At 48.6% G+C, this 17,368-nt stretch carries 11 protein-coding genes; 6 read left to right on the forward strand and 5 right to left on the reverse strand.

Going from position 1 to position 17,368, the window contains the following annotated elements; all coding sequences use genetic code 11:
- The first annotated feature begins 130 nt into the window (after positions 1 to 130).
- Positions 131 to 8,572 (forward strand): glucoamylase family protein, encoded by an 8,442-nt coding sequence (locus EDF88_RS01760; protein ID WP_243839582.1) that lies wholly within the window; start codon positions 131 to 133, stop codon positions 8,570 to 8,572.
- Positions 8,573 to 8,739: 167 nt separating this feature from the next.
- Here the strand turns inward: EDF88_RS01760 and EDF88_RS01765 are convergent, their stop codons facing one another.
- Together EDF88_RS01765 and EDF88_RS01770 are read right to left on the reverse strand one after the other, a co-directional pair.
- Entirely contained in the window at positions 8,740 to 9,429 is a 690-nt protein-coding gene (locus EDF88_RS01765) for an RES family NAD+ phosphorylase (protein WP_134182473.1), read from the reverse strand.
- Positions 9,429 to 9,833, reverse strand: a complete 405-nt coding sequence (locus EDF88_RS01770) for an MbcA/ParS/Xre antitoxin family protein (protein ID WP_134182474.1) — start codon at positions 9,831 to 9,833, stop codon at positions 9,429 to 9,431. The genes EDF88_RS01765 and EDF88_RS01770 overlap by 1 nt, the downstream gene beginning before the upstream one ends.
- 598 nt (positions 9,834 to 10,431) lie before the next feature.
- On the opposite strand from EDF88_RS01770, the gene EDF88_RS01775 reads away from it, so the two are divergent.
- Entirely contained in the window at positions 10,432 to 10,794 is a 363-nt protein-coding gene (locus tag EDF88_RS01775) for a hypothetical protein (RefSeq protein WP_064519159.1), read from the forward strand.
- A gap of 528 nt (positions 10,795 to 11,322) precedes the next feature.
- Here the strand turns inward: EDF88_RS01775 and EDF88_RS01780 are convergent.
- Entirely contained in the window at positions 11,323 to 11,613 is a 291-nt protein-coding gene (locus EDF88_RS01780; RefSeq protein ID WP_064519157.1) for a Bor family protein, read from the reverse strand.
- A 270-nt stretch (positions 11,614 to 11,883) separates the two neighbouring features.
- Here EDF88_RS01780 and dbpA point away from each other — a divergent pair, with 270 nt between their 5' ends.
- Positions 11,884 to 13,257 carry an ATP-dependent RNA helicase DbpA gene (gene dbpA / locus EDF88_RS01785; protein ID WP_064519155.1) on the forward strand — a complete coding sequence of 458 codons (1,374 nt, stop codon included), beginning with the start codon at positions 11,884 to 11,886 and terminating at the stop codon, positions 13,255 to 13,257.
- A 45-nt stretch (positions 13,258 to 13,302) separates the two neighbouring features.
- Here the strand turns inward: dbpA and gap are convergent, their stop codons facing one another.
- Positions 13,303 to 14,304, reverse strand: a complete 1,002-nt coding sequence (gene gap, locus EDF88_RS01790) for a type I glyceraldehyde-3-phosphate dehydrogenase (RefSeq protein ID WP_134182476.1) — start codon at positions 14,302 to 14,304, stop codon at positions 13,303 to 13,305.
- A 190-nt stretch (positions 14,305 to 14,494) separates the two neighbouring features.
- On the opposite strand from gap, the gene cybB reads away from it, so the two are divergent.
- Positions 14,495 to 15,025: a cytochrome b561 gene (gene cybB, locus EDF88_RS01795; protein ID WP_134182478.1), complete on the forward strand. Its 531-nt coding sequence runs from the start codon at positions 14,495 to 14,497 to the stop codon at positions 15,023 to 15,025.
- Between the two features lie 62 nt (positions 15,026 to 15,087).
- Here cybB and EDF88_RS01800 read toward each other — a convergent pair whose 3' ends face one another.
- Positions 15,088 to 16,086 carry a glycosyltransferase gene (locus tag EDF88_RS01800; protein ID WP_134182480.1) on the reverse strand — a complete coding sequence of 333 codons (999 nt, stop codon included), beginning with the start codon at positions 16,084 to 16,086 and terminating at the stop codon, positions 15,088 to 15,090.
- Positions 16,087 to 16,499: 413 nt separating this feature from the next.
- On the opposite strand from EDF88_RS01800, the gene EDF88_RS01805 reads away from it, so the two are divergent.
- Both EDF88_RS01805 and EDF88_RS01810 read left to right on the forward strand, forming a co-directional pair.
- On the forward strand, positions 16,500 to 16,769 hold the full coding sequence (locus EDF88_RS01805; RefSeq protein WP_134183220.1) for a hypothetical protein: 270 nt from the start codon (positions 16,500 to 16,502) through the stop codon (positions 16,767 to 16,769).
- Between the two features lie 298 nt (positions 16,770 to 17,067).
- Positions 17,068 to 17,343: a metal/formaldehyde-sensitive transcriptional repressor gene (locus EDF88_RS01810; RefSeq protein WP_064519147.1), complete on the forward strand. Its 276-nt coding sequence runs from the start codon at positions 17,068 to 17,070 to the stop codon at positions 17,341 to 17,343.
- Positions 17,344 to 17,368 lie beyond the last annotated feature (25 nt).

The raw sequence follows: 17,368 nt of genomic DNA on the forward strand, positions 1-17,368 counted from the left end.
GAAATTAAACCTTAAACAGTGGTTTACCGCGAGTAACTCACTGGAATTGCATCCAAAAACCCCTGATTGGTTGGGCACTGAGCCTGCGAATGAAAGTCCTATCAAAGCTGAGCTATTTTCTGCGGCCCAAATGGAACGGTATGGCCAGAAGTTGGCGCGTTCCCATAAATTATCGACCACCAAGTTGCCTTACTACTTACTCAAGCGCCTGGAAGATAATGAAGCCATCATTACCCGTAACTGTTACCTGCTCAATGCGGGAGAAAAGTCAGGGATTACGCCCGCTGGCGAATGGCTGCTGGATAATTACTATCTTATCGAAGAACAAATTCGTGTGGTTCGCCATCACTTACCCAAGAATTTTGGCAAGGGTTTGCCGCCGTTAGCCGCACCACATAATTGCCCGCGTATTTATGACATTGCCTCCGAAGCCATTGCCCACGCCGATGGCCGTTGGGATGCCGCCAGTCTGACAAGCTACATTGCAGCATACCAACAGGTCACGCCGCTAACACTCGGAGAGCTTTGGGCACTGCCGGGAATGTTGCGCCTGGCGCTTATCGAGAATTTACGCCGGGTCAGTATCGAAGTCGCTGACGCGCAAGAAGAACGAAACCTGGCCGATGTCTGGGTTACGCGTATTTTTGAATGTGCCGAGAACACGCCAGCAGATTTGATTATGGTGATTGCGGATATGGCTCGTTCGCGCCCGCCATTGAGCAGTGCCTTTGTGGCTGAGCTAGTTCGCCGCTTGCAGGGGCGGGGGAATATGCTTTCTTTGCCGCTGACCTGGGTTGAACAGCGCCTTGCTGAAACAGGCGTCACCACCGATTACCTGATTCACCGCTTCAACCAGCAACTTGCTGCCAGCCAGCTATCGGTTAGTAACAGCATTGCCGGTTTGCGTCTGCTAAGCGAAACCAACTGGGCAGACTTTGCCGAAGCCATGAGCCTGGTCGAACAGACATTGCGCCAGGATCCCGGTGGTATTTACCCGGCTATGCATTTTGATACTCGCGACCACTATCGGCACATTATTGAGATCTTAGCCCGGCACAGCCACCACAGTGAACCAGAAGTCGCGCGTCACATTCTGGAGATGGCACAGTCAGATGGTAACCATGTTGGTTATTATCTTATTGGGGAAGGGCGCTCGAAACTGGAGCATCAGCTTGGGGCCAATACGTCTTGGGTCGTTCGACTGCGCCACAGCTTTAATCAAATTCCGCTGCTTTCATGGCTCGGTAGCCTGGCCCTGTTGACCACCGCACTTACCGCCGACGTTTTATCTCATACACACGAACAAGGTATGAACTGGCCGTTGGCGCTTCTTGCGCTGCCGTTGGTAGTGCTGGTTAGTCAGTTAGCGATCAATTTACTCAGTGAGGCGACGACTCGCTTTCGTTCGCCGCTCCCGCTGCCACGTATGGATTTCTCGACTGGTATTCCGGCCGAGTTTTGCACCATGGTTGTTATCCCTTGTTTGCTTACCAGCCGCACGGGGATAGACAAGCTGCTTAATAGTCTGGAAGTGTGTTACCTCGGTAACAATACGGCTAATCTGTACTTTGCTTTGCTGACGGATTTTGCAGATTCCCCAGATGAAAACTCGCCGGAAAACGCCGAGCTTCTGCACTGGGCTGAAGCGCAAATGCAGAATCTGAACCGCCGCTATGCTTCCGTTTCCCAGCCGCTTTTCTTCCTGCTTCACCGCACGGCGCAGTGGAATGAACAGCAAAACGTGTGGATGGGTTATGAGCGTAAACGCGGCAAATTGTCGATGCTCAATAGTTGGTTACGCAAACCTGCAGAACAGTTTTCCGAAGTCCACAGCAATGTAATTAGCCCGCCTGCGGGGGTGAAATATGTCATCACTCTGGATAGCGATACAGTCCTGCCGCGCGATACTGCCCATAAGCTGGTCGCAACTATGGCGCACCCGCTTAATCATCCGGTCTACGATCCGGTAAAACAGCGCGTCGTCAAAGGGTACGGTATTTTGCAGCCTGGGCTTGCTGAAGAGATCCCGCGTAACGGGCAGGGGCGCTATGCGGCTATGTGCAGTAACGTGCCGGGTAACGATCCATATTCGATGATGTCATCGGATATTTATCAGGACCTGTTTGGTGAAGGCTCGTTCGTCGGCAAAGGTATTTACGATATAGATACTTTTACGCAAGCCACACGCAATACCTGCCCGGAAAACCTGGTGCTGAGTCATGATTTACTGGAAGGGTGCTATGCCCGTTCGGGTTTGCTCAGTGAAGTGCTGCTTTATGAACAGTACCCCAATAATTACCTTACCGATGTGGCAAGGCGTACCCGTTGGATACGCGGCGACTGGCAACTGCTGAACTGGCTTAAACTCAACCCCAGAAAAGCGGATGGTACGCGTGGCAAAAACCCGCTAACTATGCTTTCTCGCTGGAAACTGCTGGATAACTTGCGTCGTAGCCTGGTCGCGCCGTCATTTCTGGTGCTGGTGTTTTGTACCCTTTTACTGGTTCCGAACCCATTTTACTGGATATGCGTATTGGCCGCGGTATTGCTACTTCCTACGGTGCTGGTTATCGCCCAGGATATTCTCAATAAGCCCGCTCGGCGGCCATTCTTGCAGCATCTGATTCTGGTGTCATCGGGCGGCCTTAAACGCCTGATGCGCATTGGCCTCGGGTTTATCACATTGCCTCATGAGGCCGGTTATTCGCTGCATTCCATTGCGGTGACGATATGGCGCCTCGGTATCAGCCATCACAATCTCAACCAGTGGGCCAGCTTCGACCAGAGCACTGAGAGCGCAAAAGCGTCGCCAATGCGTTTTTATCGCGCAATGTGGCTCAATGTTGTTGCCGGTTTGGTACTGATTGCGCTCGCGGCATTCCTGGCCCCGATGATGCTTTTTGTTGCGCTACCAGTCGGCATGCTGTGGTGTCTCGCTCCATTATTATTAAGCTGGCTGAGCCGTGAACCTGCCCGGGCGTCCATCACGTTTAATGCTGAAAACAAAAGCCTGCTACGCCAAAGTAGTCGCGAGATTTGGGCCTTTTTTGAAACGTTCGCTACGGAGAAAGAAAACTGGCTCCCGCCGGATAATTACCAGGAAATTCCCCAGCCGGTGATCGCACATCGCACATCGCCAACAAATATTGGCTTGTCGCTGATGGCTAACCTGACGGCGTGGGACTTTGGTTATATTCCGCAGGGTGAAATGCTGCAACGCATCACGTTGACGCTCGACACGCTGGATAAAATGGAGCATTACCGCGGCCATTTATACAACTGGTACGACACGCGTACCCTGGTACCGCTGAATCCGCGCTATGTCTCAAGTGTCGACAGCGGCAATATGGCCGGACATTTACTCACCCTCAGCGCTGGGCTAACAGGGCTGCGTAACCGGCCAATACTGAACACTAAGCAATTGCTGACGGGCCTCGATGACACATTACAAATCCTCGAGAAAGCCTGGGGGCAACATGCCCCAACATCACTGCGCCAACTTCGCAATCACTGCAAAACCGCTGCAACACTCCATCCGGCGTTACTATTTCCTGAATTGAAAAACATGCGTGCGCAAAGTAATCGCCTTCACGCACTTTGCAATCATGAAGAGGGGCGCATCCGCCGTTGGGTGGATCATCTCCAGCGTCAGTTAGTACTTATCTGCCATGAATGGACGCATTTTCTCAGTTGGCTTCCTGCCAACTGGCAGGGTGAAACGCTACCAACGCTTTCCTGGCTGGCGCAGGCCAAACATACCGGCGAAGGCAGCCCTTCAGAATCGGTGATCCGCCAGGCACGTACACGTCTGGATATTATTACCGAGCTGGAACAGCGCCTGACTGAGCACGCGCGCATGGACTTTGTCTTTCTATATAACGAGGTCACCAGCCTGCTCAGCGTGGGTTATAACTGCGACAATAACAAGCTCGATAACAGCCATTACGATTTGTTGCCTTCGGAAATTCGTCTTACCAGTTTCCTGGCGATTGCCACTAACCAGTTGCCGCTGAAAAGCTGGTTTGCGTTAGGGCGGCTGTTTACCACCATTGATAACGAAACGGCGCTGATGTCGTGGAGTGGATCAATGTTCGAATATTTAATGCCGAACCTGGTGATGCCGACTTATCCGGGAAGTTTGCTGGAAGAGATGAGCCAGTCGGCGGTCAAACGCCAGATTGACTGGGGTAAAGAGCGGGGCGTGCCGTGGGGGATTTCAGAGTCGGGTTATTATTCCTTTGACGCGCTGCAAAATTACCAGTACCACGCTTTCGGTGTGCCGGGCCTTGGTTTGCGACGGGGACTTGCAGATGACATGGTCATCGCCCCGTATGCCACCATGATGGCACTGACGGTTTCGCCACATAAAGCCTGCGAGAACCTGCTGAAGCTCGAGAAAAATGGTGCTCGTGGGGAGTATGGTTTCTATGAAGCGCTGGACTACACGCCTTCGCGCCTCGCCAGTGGCCAGATGTATGCCGTGGTTCGTTCATGGATGGCTCACCACCAGGGTATGGCGTTCCAGGCACTTTCCCACGTGTTGTTGGGTGCACCTATGGTCGACCGATTTATGACCAGCCCGTCATTCCAGTCGGCTCGTTTGTTACTACAAGAACGGGTTCCTGATGCGGTCGAGTTGTACAGCCCGCGTCGCCATTTCGAATCTCACGAAGGGGTTCTGCAACCGGTTCAGTATGAAACGCGTGAGTTTACTGACGTAGACAGCCTGATCCCTGAAGTTCAATTGCTGTCGAATGCTGATTATCACCTAATGGTCAGCCAGTCTGGTGGCGGATACAGTCGCTGGAAAGATCTGGCGTTAACCCGCTGGCGCAGCGATGCAACCTGCGATAACTGGGGTGCATTTTGCTATATCAGTGACCCTGTCACCAATGAAGTGTGGAGCAATACCTGGCAGCCACTTGGTGAGCCGGTCAGCCAGTACGATGTGATATTTACCGACGCGGGAGCCGAGTATAAATTGCTGGCGGGAACGGTCAGTGTTAAAACGCAGATTGTTGTCTCACCTGAAGACGATATTGAGCTGCGACGTGTCACGCTACTGCATCGAGGGCGGCAAGCGCGCACCATTGAGCTGACGACTTACGCAGAAGTAGTGTTGGCGCCGAATGAGAGCGATGTGGCCCATCCGGCATTCAGCAATTTGTTTATTCAGACCGAGCTGTTACCCGATCAGCACGCCATTCTCTGCCACCGCAGGCCTCGCGCTCCTGATGAGGTTTGCCCGTGGATGTTTCATACCATGGTGGTACATGGTCAGGCCCCTGGCGACACCTCATTTGAAACCGACCGTGCAAAATTCCTCGGCCGGGGAAGAACCCCGTCCAATGCGGTTGCAACGATACAAAACGGCGCGCTCAGTAACAGCGTTGGGCCTGTGCTCGACCCGATTCTTGCCATTCGTCAGTCTGTCGTTTTACAACCCGGATTGCCCGTTACCGTCGATATTATTTACGGCGTGACGGGAAGTCGCCAGCACAGCCAGGCGCTGATTGAGAAATATCACGACCACCCGATCGCCGATCGCGTATTTGAGCTGGCGTGGTCACATAGCCAGATAGTATTGCGCCAGATTAATGCCAACGAAGATGACGCAACGCTCTTTAACCGCCTCGCCAGCGCGGTGCTTTTCCCAGGCCCCGAACTGCGAGCGGATGCCAAAACGCTTTGTCGTAACCGTCGCGGGCAGTCAGGCCTGTGGGGTTGGTCTATTTCAGGCGACCTGCCGATTGTGATTCTTAACATCACCAGTGATGAAAGTATTTTGCTCATCACCACGATGATTCAGGCGCACCATTACTGGCGTTTGAAAGGGCTGGCCGTGGACCTGGTTATCCTTAACGATAACCCTGGCGGCTATCAGCAAGAGCTACAAAATCAGATAATAGAGTTGATTATGGCCGGATCTGAAGCCAGCCAGATAGATAAATCCGGCGGCATTTTTGTGCGCAACGGCGAACATATGTCGGCGGAAGACCGACTTTTACTGCTGAGCGTGGCGCAAATTGTGCTCGATGACCGGGCAGGCGGCCTGAAAGAACAGCTTAACCAGCGCCTGCAGGCAACAATTCCTGCACAACCGGCCTTTACGCCACGCCTCGCGATCCCCGCCAATCAACACGATCCGTGGCAGCCAGATACCCGTGCGCTGGTGTTTTTCAACGGACGCGGCGGCTTTTCGGAAGATGGCCGCGAATACCAGATTACGCTGGGTGAAAACGACCAGACACCTGCACCATGGGCCAACGTGCTGGCGAACGCCAGTTTTGGCACCGTCATTTCAGAAGCGGGCCAGGCGTATTCCTGGTATGAAAATGCACACGAATATCGGCTCACACCATGGGAAAACGACCCCATTAGCGATCGTTCTGGTGAAGCGTACTATTTGCGTGACGAAGAAAGCGGTGCGGTTTGGTCACCAACTACCTTGCCGGTACGCGGCAACGGGCACTATCTTTCCCGCCACGGCTTTGGCTACAGCGTTTTTGCACACCGTGAAACCGGCATCGATACGGAGTTGACGATACTGGTGGCAGAACATGCCCCGGTAAAAATCGCCATTCTGACGCTCAGCAATACTTCAGGGCGCACCCGCAAAATATCCGTGACCGGTTATGTGGAGTGGACGCTGGGTGAATCTCGCAGTAAATCGGGTATGCATGTTGTGACTCGAGCGTCGACAACCGGACGCGGCTGCGGCGTGTTGGCAAATAACTTCTACAACAGCAATGGGTCGGAGAGAACGGCATTCTTCGCGGTGACGGGGGTGCATTGCTCAGTCACGGGCGACCGTCGGGAATTTCTTGGACGCAATGGTTCACAGCTCGACCCGGCAGCCATGAAGCTACGCACCTTGTCTGATAAAACGGGCGCGGGGCTCGACCCATGCGGTGCGGTTCAGTCTGCTACTACGATGATTGATGGGGACCAACGGACATTTATTTTTGTGCTGGGTATCGGGCAGAGTCCGCATGACGCGGAATCAATGATTAACCAGTATCTGAGTGAAGACGCCGCGCGCGGTGAGCTGGCGAATGTTCACAGCCACTGGCATCGCATGCTCGACAAAATCATCGTTTCTACCCCGGACCCTGCGGTTAACTTACTGGCTAATGGCTGGCTGCTTTACCAGACCATCGCTTGCCGCCTGATGGCTCGCAGCGGTTACTACCAGTCTGGTGGCGCTTTTGGTTTCCGCGATCAGTTGCAAGACACATTGGCTCTGAGCCATGCCGCGCCGGAACGGCTGCGCGAGCAAATTTTGCTGTGTGCATCACGTCAGTTTGTTGAAGGAGATGTTCAACACTGGTGGCATCCACCATTAGGGAATGGAGTTCGCACCCGTTGTTCTGATGATTATCTTTGGTTGCCGCTGTCTATTTGCCACTACGTTAAAACCACCGGCGACATCGGTTTGCTCGACCATCGTCTGGCGTACCTTGAAGGTCGTGAATTACAGCCAGGAGAAGAGTCGGCCTATGAACAACCGGTTATCAGCGCGCTTGAAGAGACGCTCTGGCAACACGGCGTAAAAGCCATTCGTCACGGATTGCGATTTGGTCAACATGGTTTGCCGTTGATGGGCGCGGGCGACTGGAACGACGGCATGAACCTCGTCGGGCTGGAAGGCAAGGGCGAGAGCGTCTGGCTTGGGTTCTTCCTCTATGATGTTTTGCAGCAATTTACGCAGCTTGCCGAACAAATCCACGACGATGAAATTGGCGCAATGTGCCGTAAAGAAGCCGCAAAACTGCAAATCAATCTTGAGGCGGCTGCCTGGGATGGGGCGTGGTATCGCCGGGGCTATTTTGATAGTGGAGAAGCTTTGGGGTCGCAAAGCGCAAAAGAGTGCCAGATAGATGCTATCGCCCAAAGTTGGGCGGTGTTATCCGGTGCGGGAAGTGCTGAGCGGTGTGCGCAAGCGATGCAGGCGCTGGACTCACGCCTGGTGGATAACGAGGCTGGGCTGATAAAACTTCTTACCCCGCCATTTAACGGAAACGGGCCTAACCCCGGCTACATTCAGGGTTACCTTCCTGGTGTGCGTGAAAACGGTGGGCAATATACTCACGGAGCAATATGGGCGGTGATGGCATTTGCCCGTAGCGGGAATATCGAGCGGGCCTGGCAGCTATGGTCGCTGATTAACCCGATCAATCACGGACTCACTGCGGATGCCATTGAACGTTATAAAGTCGAACCGTATGTAATGACGGCAGATATTTATAGCGTTGCGCCGCACACCGGGCGCGGTGGCTGGAGCTGGTATACCGGTTCGGCCGGTTGGGCGTATCGGTTAATCATTGAAACATTGCTGGGTATTCAACGCCATGGTGACTCAATCACCATTCACCCATTACTGCCACGCGACTGGCCGTATGTAAGCATGGTTTATCGACATGGTTCGAGTGATTATCAGATAAATGCGCAGCGCGGTGACGGCGAATATCAGGTCATGCTGGATGGGGTATCGCAGCCAGGAAATATTATCCCGCTGATGGATGATGGGCAGCGGCACGTTGTAGAGATTAATTTAGGGACAGAAATCTAATATTTTCTAACACAGAAGAAAGCTGCTAGCGGCTTGTCGCTTAAGTTACAGATGAGCCACAAACAGAACCATACTTTTACGGCAGTTCAAAAGGATACTACTCATTTCAGTAGTATCCGCTGAAATGTTTACCGAAAAAATGGCGCAGGCAAACCAACGGTTTTCCGCTATTCACCATATAGCTGAATACTGAGTACATTTGTAATGGCGCTCCCATTCCATTGATACTCTAAATGTTGCGCCTGATGAACATGAGTAATCAGGCAAGGTCGATAGAGTACATAGCAAAAATGCTCTGTATGGCGAACGGAGCGATAATGGATACCGTCCACGTTTTGGGACTTCTGAGTCTGAGCAAAGGCTTTTGCCTGGCTGTAATCCGTGGCGTGATAGATAGGTGAGGAGAGGAACGGTTCGCTTGTAATATCAGACAAGGTTGCGTCAAATGTAGTTAACAGAACGCGCATCTGCACTTTCTGTGCAGGCTCGCAGGTATAACCTAATACACGCTCCTGGTGGTACACCGTTTCTTTGATAGCGGTATCTAACTTAGGAGCACAATAGTAGCCGCCAAAATCATCAGTGGTAAATCGTGCTCCCTCCGGATTTAAATGGGTGAATGCCGCCATTACATAACTGCTTCCATGAATACCCACCAACCAATCGTGTTTTGGTACCAATGATAACTCTCCGGCCTTTTCTTTTAACCGGTCATTGGTCATTGCCTCTATAGCCCAAACAGCCTCAAGTTCGTCGGTGCTAGCCACGTCCTCATACAAATCAATTGTTGGATAGCGACTTGGGATTATCCGATAGGCTTTCTCCCCTTCGAATTTGGTTAGTGGCGGCTCTTGCATTAAGCCATTCCCCCACGCCATGCATGCAGCCGTTTGGCAACCTCATACAGGTCGGCCACTCGGCCACTTTTCATCACATCCATTGCTGTACGTCCAGCAAAGAAAGGATGGCTATTAGGTTTGCGCACCCAGCCATAAATACTGTCGTCAGCTGTAAACAGCAATCGCAGACACTTATGAATATTGAGGATGTAGCTCATTCGTTCCTGCATGTCCAAGGTTAGACGAATTCCCCCGCCAGACTCTTTGTATTTGTTCAATGTTGAACGCGATGAAATACCCAGTAATTTCAGCTGTTCATCAGAATTGCAGTGCCATTTATCCAGAATGCGAAACACCACAGGTAGCGCTTTGCTGGGGTCAATGGCGCCATTTAGATGGTCTTTCTGTACTGTGTTAGCCATATGTCCTCCTCTATAATCTGTGCCAGCTAAAAACTGAGACATGAGTTAACTTAATTACAAGCATAGAGGAATTGTTCATATATGTACAATTAAGACGTAGCTAACCGCATGTGGAAGCAATACCTCGCATAGACATTATCTGCCTTCAGAGTCGCAAGCTAAATTTGGTAGCCATTCCATAGGTGATTCCCGTTGGGTATTTTCCAGTGAGAGGCATGGCTCGCAGCTTTTAGCATGTCCTACTGTTCGAATCTTGTATGGAATGACGGCCTATACACGGGCAGGTATTGATGCCAGGAATTATGGCGATGAGAGATAATTGCCAAATAAACAGAAAGGCTTAAATATTTTATGGATATACTTTTAGGGGAAAAACTAATTACTTACGAGTTTTATACTGCTGAGTACAACATGTTATTAACAATAAATTAAAATATAGATACCGCAAACTAGTATCAAAATCAATATTCACGCACAGTTATAATTGGCGTGATTGAATACGATTTAATACAAATATAAAAAACCATTTCAAAATGTGTAATCAATAAGCGGATTCCTATATACTTCGAGCCCTCTAATTTAAAATAGCTCTGGGATCATGAAAAAAACACATCTTATTTCTTTAGTCGCAACTCCACTTGCATTAGTGCTTTGCGGGGTTTATTGGCTCAACTGCGCTCCATCCTATGTAAAAGATGCAGAGGAGCGGGTGGGTTCTTATCTCAGCTATTCCTACGGGCCGACGACATGTATGAGTGATGAGAAAGAGGTGAATGCATGGGCTATGAAATGCCAGATAGCATCAGGTAAGAAGGATTTAAATTACACCGTTTATCCTGCTGAGAAAGCACCAGAAGGTTCATCCAGAACATTTTATATTGTTGCCGAAGACGCAGCCGCTAAACAGAGCGCAAAAGCTGAGTTAATGGTCTATCTCAATATCAACACGCATACTAGTTAATGCATTGATATTTTAGAGAAATTTTGTGAAATGGCAATGTGTCAGTGGTGGGATTTTAGAATCAGTACAATATTATAAATTGAGGTGATTTAACTTAGGTCACCTCAAGTAAGTCCCTTCAATTTGATCGATCAAATAATGAAAGTGTGCATATTTATCAAATGTATTGATAATTAGCATCAACCAAACTAGCACGACAACAACAAGAATTGCTGTTGCTATTTTAAATCCCCATGTCATTGAAAATTATCTTCTTATTTATTTTTATACTATTGCCTGATAGTATCATTTCGGCATGTTATTATTTTGTATTAACCATATCAACAATGTTTAATATCGGTGCATATACCCAAAATAATTCAAGATGCAGGATAAAAGGCTTCAGCCTTTTGAACAGCGCTTGCGCTGGCCCCTTTGGGGCGCTGTAAACAGCGTTCAAATCTGCTCCAGGCAGATTTGTCAGGAGAGTAAACGTAGCCAACGCACATGCAACTTGAAGTACGACGGGTATAACACCGGCAAGGGTATTTATTTAGAGCAATATACGCGGGCATCACGAGGGGTATAAATCCCCAGAGTGATAAAGCCCAGGAAACCGTCAGCAAATGTCTGCTGCACTTCAGTGCGAACAACTTTATCAGCGCCACCACATACAGCTGCAGCATCAACAGTTTTTGTTTGACCAATTCCGCTAACAAAGAAATGGTGTGTAGTGGTTTGCTGTGGTTTCTCAGCAATATCCTTGTTAATCGTAAATGTTTGCTGAGCACAGCCAGATAAAACCATAGAAGCAACAACCGCTATCATTAACTTTTTCATAAATACCTTATTTTAATTATGGTTACCATAAACAGCTTCGCATTGTATATGTGGTTATTAAATCCGACTAGCAATGCTTAAGAATTATCTCGGGTATCGTTTGATTTCCGTTTATGTTCCAAACAAACAGTGGGGCCGACGTTTACCCATGGTCGCTTTATGATTGAAAACTCCAGCGCTATTTTGCCTGAAACTGCCGCCTTGCCACCTCAAATCTGCTAAGATGCGCGCCAGACGCTGTCTGACAGCCCATTAATTGAGAGTATAACTGTGACATCTTTTTCTACCCTAAACGTTCTGCCAGCAGAACAACTCGCCAATCTCACCGAACTTGGTTACCACACCATGACGCCTGTTCAGGCGGCTGCATTACCCGCGATACTGGCTGGGAAAGATGTCCGTGCTCAGGCGAAAACCGGCAGTGGTAAAACTGCGGCCTTTGGCCTTGGTTTGTTGCAACATATTGATGCGAGCCAGTTTATCACTCAGTCGCTGGTGCTATGCCCAACGCGTGAACTGGCCGATCAGGTGGCCAAAGAATTACGTCGCCTTGCGCGTTATATGCCAAATATCAAGGTGCTGACGTTATGTGGTGGCCAGCCATTTGGTGCCCAGCGTGATTCATTGCAACATGCGCCGCATGTTATTGTCGCAACACCAGGCCGTCTACTGGACCACTTGAAAAAAGAGACCGTTAAGTTAAACGCTTTACAAACGCTGGTGCTGGACGAAGCCGACCGTATGCTGGATATGGGCTTTGCAGATGCAATTGATGAAGTCATTAGCTATGCACCACAGGATCGCCAGACGTTATTGTTCTCTGCGACCTGGCCTACCGCGATTGCCGCAATCAGTTCCCGTGTTCAGCGTTCCCCGGAAACTATCGAAATTGATTCAGTAGACGAACTGCCGTCTGTTGAACAGCAGTTCTACGAAATCTCACGTAGCGGCAAAATCAGCCTGCTGCAAAAACTGCTTAGCAAGCATGAGCCCGCGTCTTGCGTAGTGTTCTGTAATACCAAAAAAGATTGTCAGGCCGTTTGTGATGCACTGAGCGAAAGCAATCAAAGCGTGCTGGCGCTGCACGGCGACATGGAACAGCGTGACCGCGATCAAACGCTGGTGCGTTTCGCCAACGGTAGCAGCCGGGTGTTAGTGGCAACCGATGTTGCGGCTCGTGGCCTGGATATCAAAGCGCTGGAAATGGTCATCAACTACGAACTATCCTGGGACCCGGAAGTTCACGTTCACCGCATCGGCCGTACCGCGCGTGCGGGGGAAAGTGGTTTAGCTATCAGTCTTTGCGCGCCAGAAGAAGCACAACGCGCCAGCGTGTTGGCTGAAATGCTGAACTTGTCCCTGAGCTGGCAGCCTGCACCAACCGGTGGCAGCATCAAACCACTTGAAGCGACAATGGTGACGTTGTGTATTGATGGTGGCAAGAAAGCGAAAATGCGCCCGGGCGATATTCTTGGTGCGTTGACTGGCGACATGGGGCTGGATGGGGCGGATATCGGTAAAATCGATGTGCACCCAATGCACGTTTATGTTGCGGTTCGTGAGTCTGTTGCACGCCATGCGTGGAAACAGTTGCAACAGGGCAAGATCAAAGGCAAATCAGTTAAAGTGCGTTTGCTGAAATAAGTCTTTAAAACCTCTCCCTGCGAATCAGACAGGGAGAGGGATCTGTTATTCCTTCGCTACCGCATCCAATACACGTACCAACTGCGTGACAAAACCGTATTCGTTATCGTACCAGGCCACGGTTTTAACCAATTGCAAATCGCCAACTTCGGTAACTTCTGTCTGTGTTGCATCAAACACCGAACCAAAATTCGTGCCGACTATATCGGACGACACAATCTCCTCATCGGTATAGCCAAACGATTCATTGCCCTCAGTTGCTTTTTTCAGCGCTGCGTTAATTTCCTCTACCGTCACCTTTTTCTCAAGAATAGACACCAGTTCTGTTACTGAACCAGTAAGTGTCGGTACACGTTGCGCATGCCCTTTGAGTTTGCCTTGCAGTTCAGGGATCACCAGACCAATAGCCTTTGCAGCACCTGTGGTATGCGGAATAATATTTTGTGCCGCAGCACGAGAGGCACGTAGATCTTTACCTCGCGGGCCATCCACCAGTGATTGTGTACCGGTATATGCATGGATGGTGGTCACGGTGCCAACTTTAATACCAAAGTTGTCGTGCAGCGCTTTCGCCATTGGCGCCAGGCAGTTAGTGGTGCAGGAGGCGACAGAGAGGATTTTATCTTCTGGCGTAATAGTGTTGCAGTTAACGTTAAAGACGATGGTTTTCATATCGCCAGCGGGAGCGGAAATCAGCACTTTCTTCGCACCTGCGTCCAGATGTGCGCTGGCTTTCTCTTCCGAAGTATAGAAACCAGTGCACTCGATAACGATCTCAGCACCCAATTTCCCCCACGGGATATTTTTCGCCTCTTTTTCGGCATACACCGCAATGTTCTTACCGTTGACGATTAACGCATCGTCAGTGTAATCCACTGTTCCGTCAAAGTTATGATAGCTGGAGTCATGCTTAAGCAAGTAGGCCAGCACTTTTGGCGAGGTAAGATCGTTGATAGCGACAATTTCAACTTCGCTTTTAGTTTCAAGAACACGGCGTAATACCAGACGACCAATGCGACCAAAGCCATTGATACCGATTTTTTTCATGATATGAACCCCACTTTTAATCATCAGGAATTGCTCAATCCTTAATCAACTCTAGTGATAGTTCATAAACCGAGGTGCCGCAAACAGGTTTTGTTAGGGGGGATGTTAGATAATTTCACCAGATGTTAATGATTTTCTAAGAATTAGCCGCTATCTTGGAAAAATAATTGTGACTAAGCAGGACACCCTAATGCGCAGCAAATACACCTCGTTACAGATAACACTTCATTGGCTGGTTTTTTTATTGATAGTGGGGGCATATTGCGCGATGGAACTGAAAGGTTTTGCACCGCGATCGTATCGTCCTGTCTTCAACGCAACTCATGTGACTTGTGGGATCAGCGTGTTCTTTTTGATGATTGCCCGCTTGCTGATACGCATTAAATATCGCGCGCCAGCAATTACTCCAAAACCGCATCCTGCTATTACGGGAATGTCCCATTTGGTGCACACGATTATCTATCTGATGTTTATTGTGTTACCGATTCTCGGCTTTACAACAGTGTACTTTAAAGGCAGTGACTGGTCGGTGTTTGGCATTCCTATGCCGCATGCGATTGAACCTGATGAGGATATGGAATTTACCATTAAGAGCTACCACGAGCTTATCGCTAACATCGGTTACTTCGTGATTGGCATTCATGCCTTTGCCGCACTGTTCCACCATTATGTGTGGAGAGACAATACATTGCTGCGCATGATGCCTGGTAAAAAGGGCTAAATTCAACCGAGTTGGCCCTGGAAATCCAGAATGGTTGGAAGGGCCAACTCGCGTAGACTAAATTATTTTTTTCTTATTCTTACGATAGTATTTAGATAAACAGGAAGAATGAGTATTTGAATTTTACGAGAGAGCTTGAATTCGCTTATAAAAGACATTAATGCCTTTTGCAATGCTCTTTGTTCTGACAGCGGAAAATTTGCCTGTTTATTTTTAACCAGAGTGTATTTAATAAAATTAAACACCCTCTGCATGGTAGGGAAAATAATTTCTTTTGCTTCAGGGTTCTCTTTTGAAAGAGATGATAGTTTGGTTGCAACATAAACCAAATCAGAAATATCTTTTTGCCTGAAAGTTTGGGTGATGCTTCTTTTGTGAAAACGGTACCAGATAAGTGATTTGTTAACTCCAAAAATGCATTTACATTTTAAATACAAAGCAGGGACAGTGCTCATGTCCTCGTATAACCTTCCATTTGGGAATTCAATATTGTTGTCCAGAAATAACGATTTTTTGTAAACCCTGGCCCATGGATACCACTTGGAACGCTGAAATGCAGGCTTCAATTGTTCGATTGAAGAGATATGCTTTTTTCCAGAAAAAACTGCACAATCAATATGTTCGACTATGTTCGATAGTTCATTCTCAAACTGTTCAGCATTAAACTCGATGATATCAATCGATGAATCGTTAAGAAGAGGAGGAACTTCACACCAAAATTGTCGATCATAAATATCATCAGAATCCAGGAGTGAAATATATTCTCCGGAAGCTATGCTTAACCCTTTATTTCTGGCCGCAGATAAACCAGCGTTGTCTTGATTAATAATGATCAAGTTTTGATCAGGATAACGCTGCCCGACGTTTTTTATAACGTCACTGCTATTGTCAGTCGAACCATCATTGACAACGATGACCTCCATATCACTTTGGATATTAGGGAGGACGGATTCAAGACAATCTTCAATAAATTCGGCAGAGTTGTAGCATGGGATGATAATACTTAGTTTCATCAATGTGTCGAAGCTCGCTTTTTGTTCTTCTTTAAAATATTGCCACATTTTAACACTTCTTGATTTACGCCGCATCCTAACCATTAGTTATTGGTTGCGTTAAGGAATAGGTCTTCATTTTCCAAGATTTCACGAAAGAATCGACCCTTTATACCGATAAACGAAATGATAGAACTTCGCCAGTTAGCCGCCATACTGCATGGAGGGATGAGAGCGGCTATGACGTTAGCGTTGCACGCACGCAAAAAGATGTGGTGCCGACAGATGGCTCAAACGAAGTAGGGTGAAAGCAGATGAACCTTGCAGTTAGCTATCCCAGTATTACTTCATATTTTGCTGGAATTGATCAACTAAAATGCAAATATGTGAGCTGTTGGATGCGAATCCGCAGGCAGGTATGTACGCAATTAATACCGCTCTGTATGTTGTTTAATCACATATTCCTCAATGTGGAGCACCAAATGCCGGATTATTGTTTTTTTCAACAAGGTAAACAAACCGTTGTATTAGAAAGGTCTGACACGGACGAAACCGCTCGGTTGACTGAACAGGGTTACGAAAAACAATTCGAAGAGGTCAGTGCCATTGATGAAAAACACGCGCTTGCCCGCTTTGCTGATATCCGCCGGGAAAAGCGAATAGACCAGCATAATTTTTTAGCGGGCGCTATAGCCATGCCCCTGATAGGGATTCTGACGGCAGTTGCTATTAATCTCTTTCGCAAAAAGTAGCAGAGCATAAATACCGTTGGTGTTATGACACCGCAACAGCCACAACACCAACGGCTACTTTTTCTCACCTTCTTTCTTCCATTCGCACCATTCCTCAGTGAAACAATCGCTCTGCTATGATTCCATCGTGGTTTAAACATTCGACTTGTTGACGTATTTGCAGACAGACATTTATCAGCGCTGATTCACCTGTGTGTTTATTCTTGAACTTAATTCTTTGTTATTTAACAAAAATAGAAATTCATCAATATTTCTGAAAATAGTGTACCATACCCCCCTATAGTATCAGGAGGTCAAAATGCCACATTCACCTGAAGACAAAAAACGCATTCTGACTCGCGTGCGACGCATACGGGGCCAGACTGAAGCAATAGAGCGCGCCCTGGAAAATGGCGATCCTTGCATCGCCATCTTGCAACAAATCGCAGCGGTTCGCGGAGCGGCGAACGGCCTGATGGGCGAAATGATGGAGATCCATCTAAAAGACGAGCTGGTCGCGGGGGAAACCTCTGAGGATCAGCGTGCTGTACGTATGGCAGAAGTCGGTAATTTAATTCGCTCTTATCTAAAATAAAATCACTCCCACCTGACGACGGAAG

The sequence above is a fragment of the Buttiauxella sp. BIGb0552 genome (assembly GCF_004366275.1).
Taxonomy (GTDB): domain Bacteria; phylum Pseudomonadota; class Gammaproteobacteria; order Enterobacterales; family Enterobacteriaceae; genus Buttiauxella; species Buttiauxella gaviniae.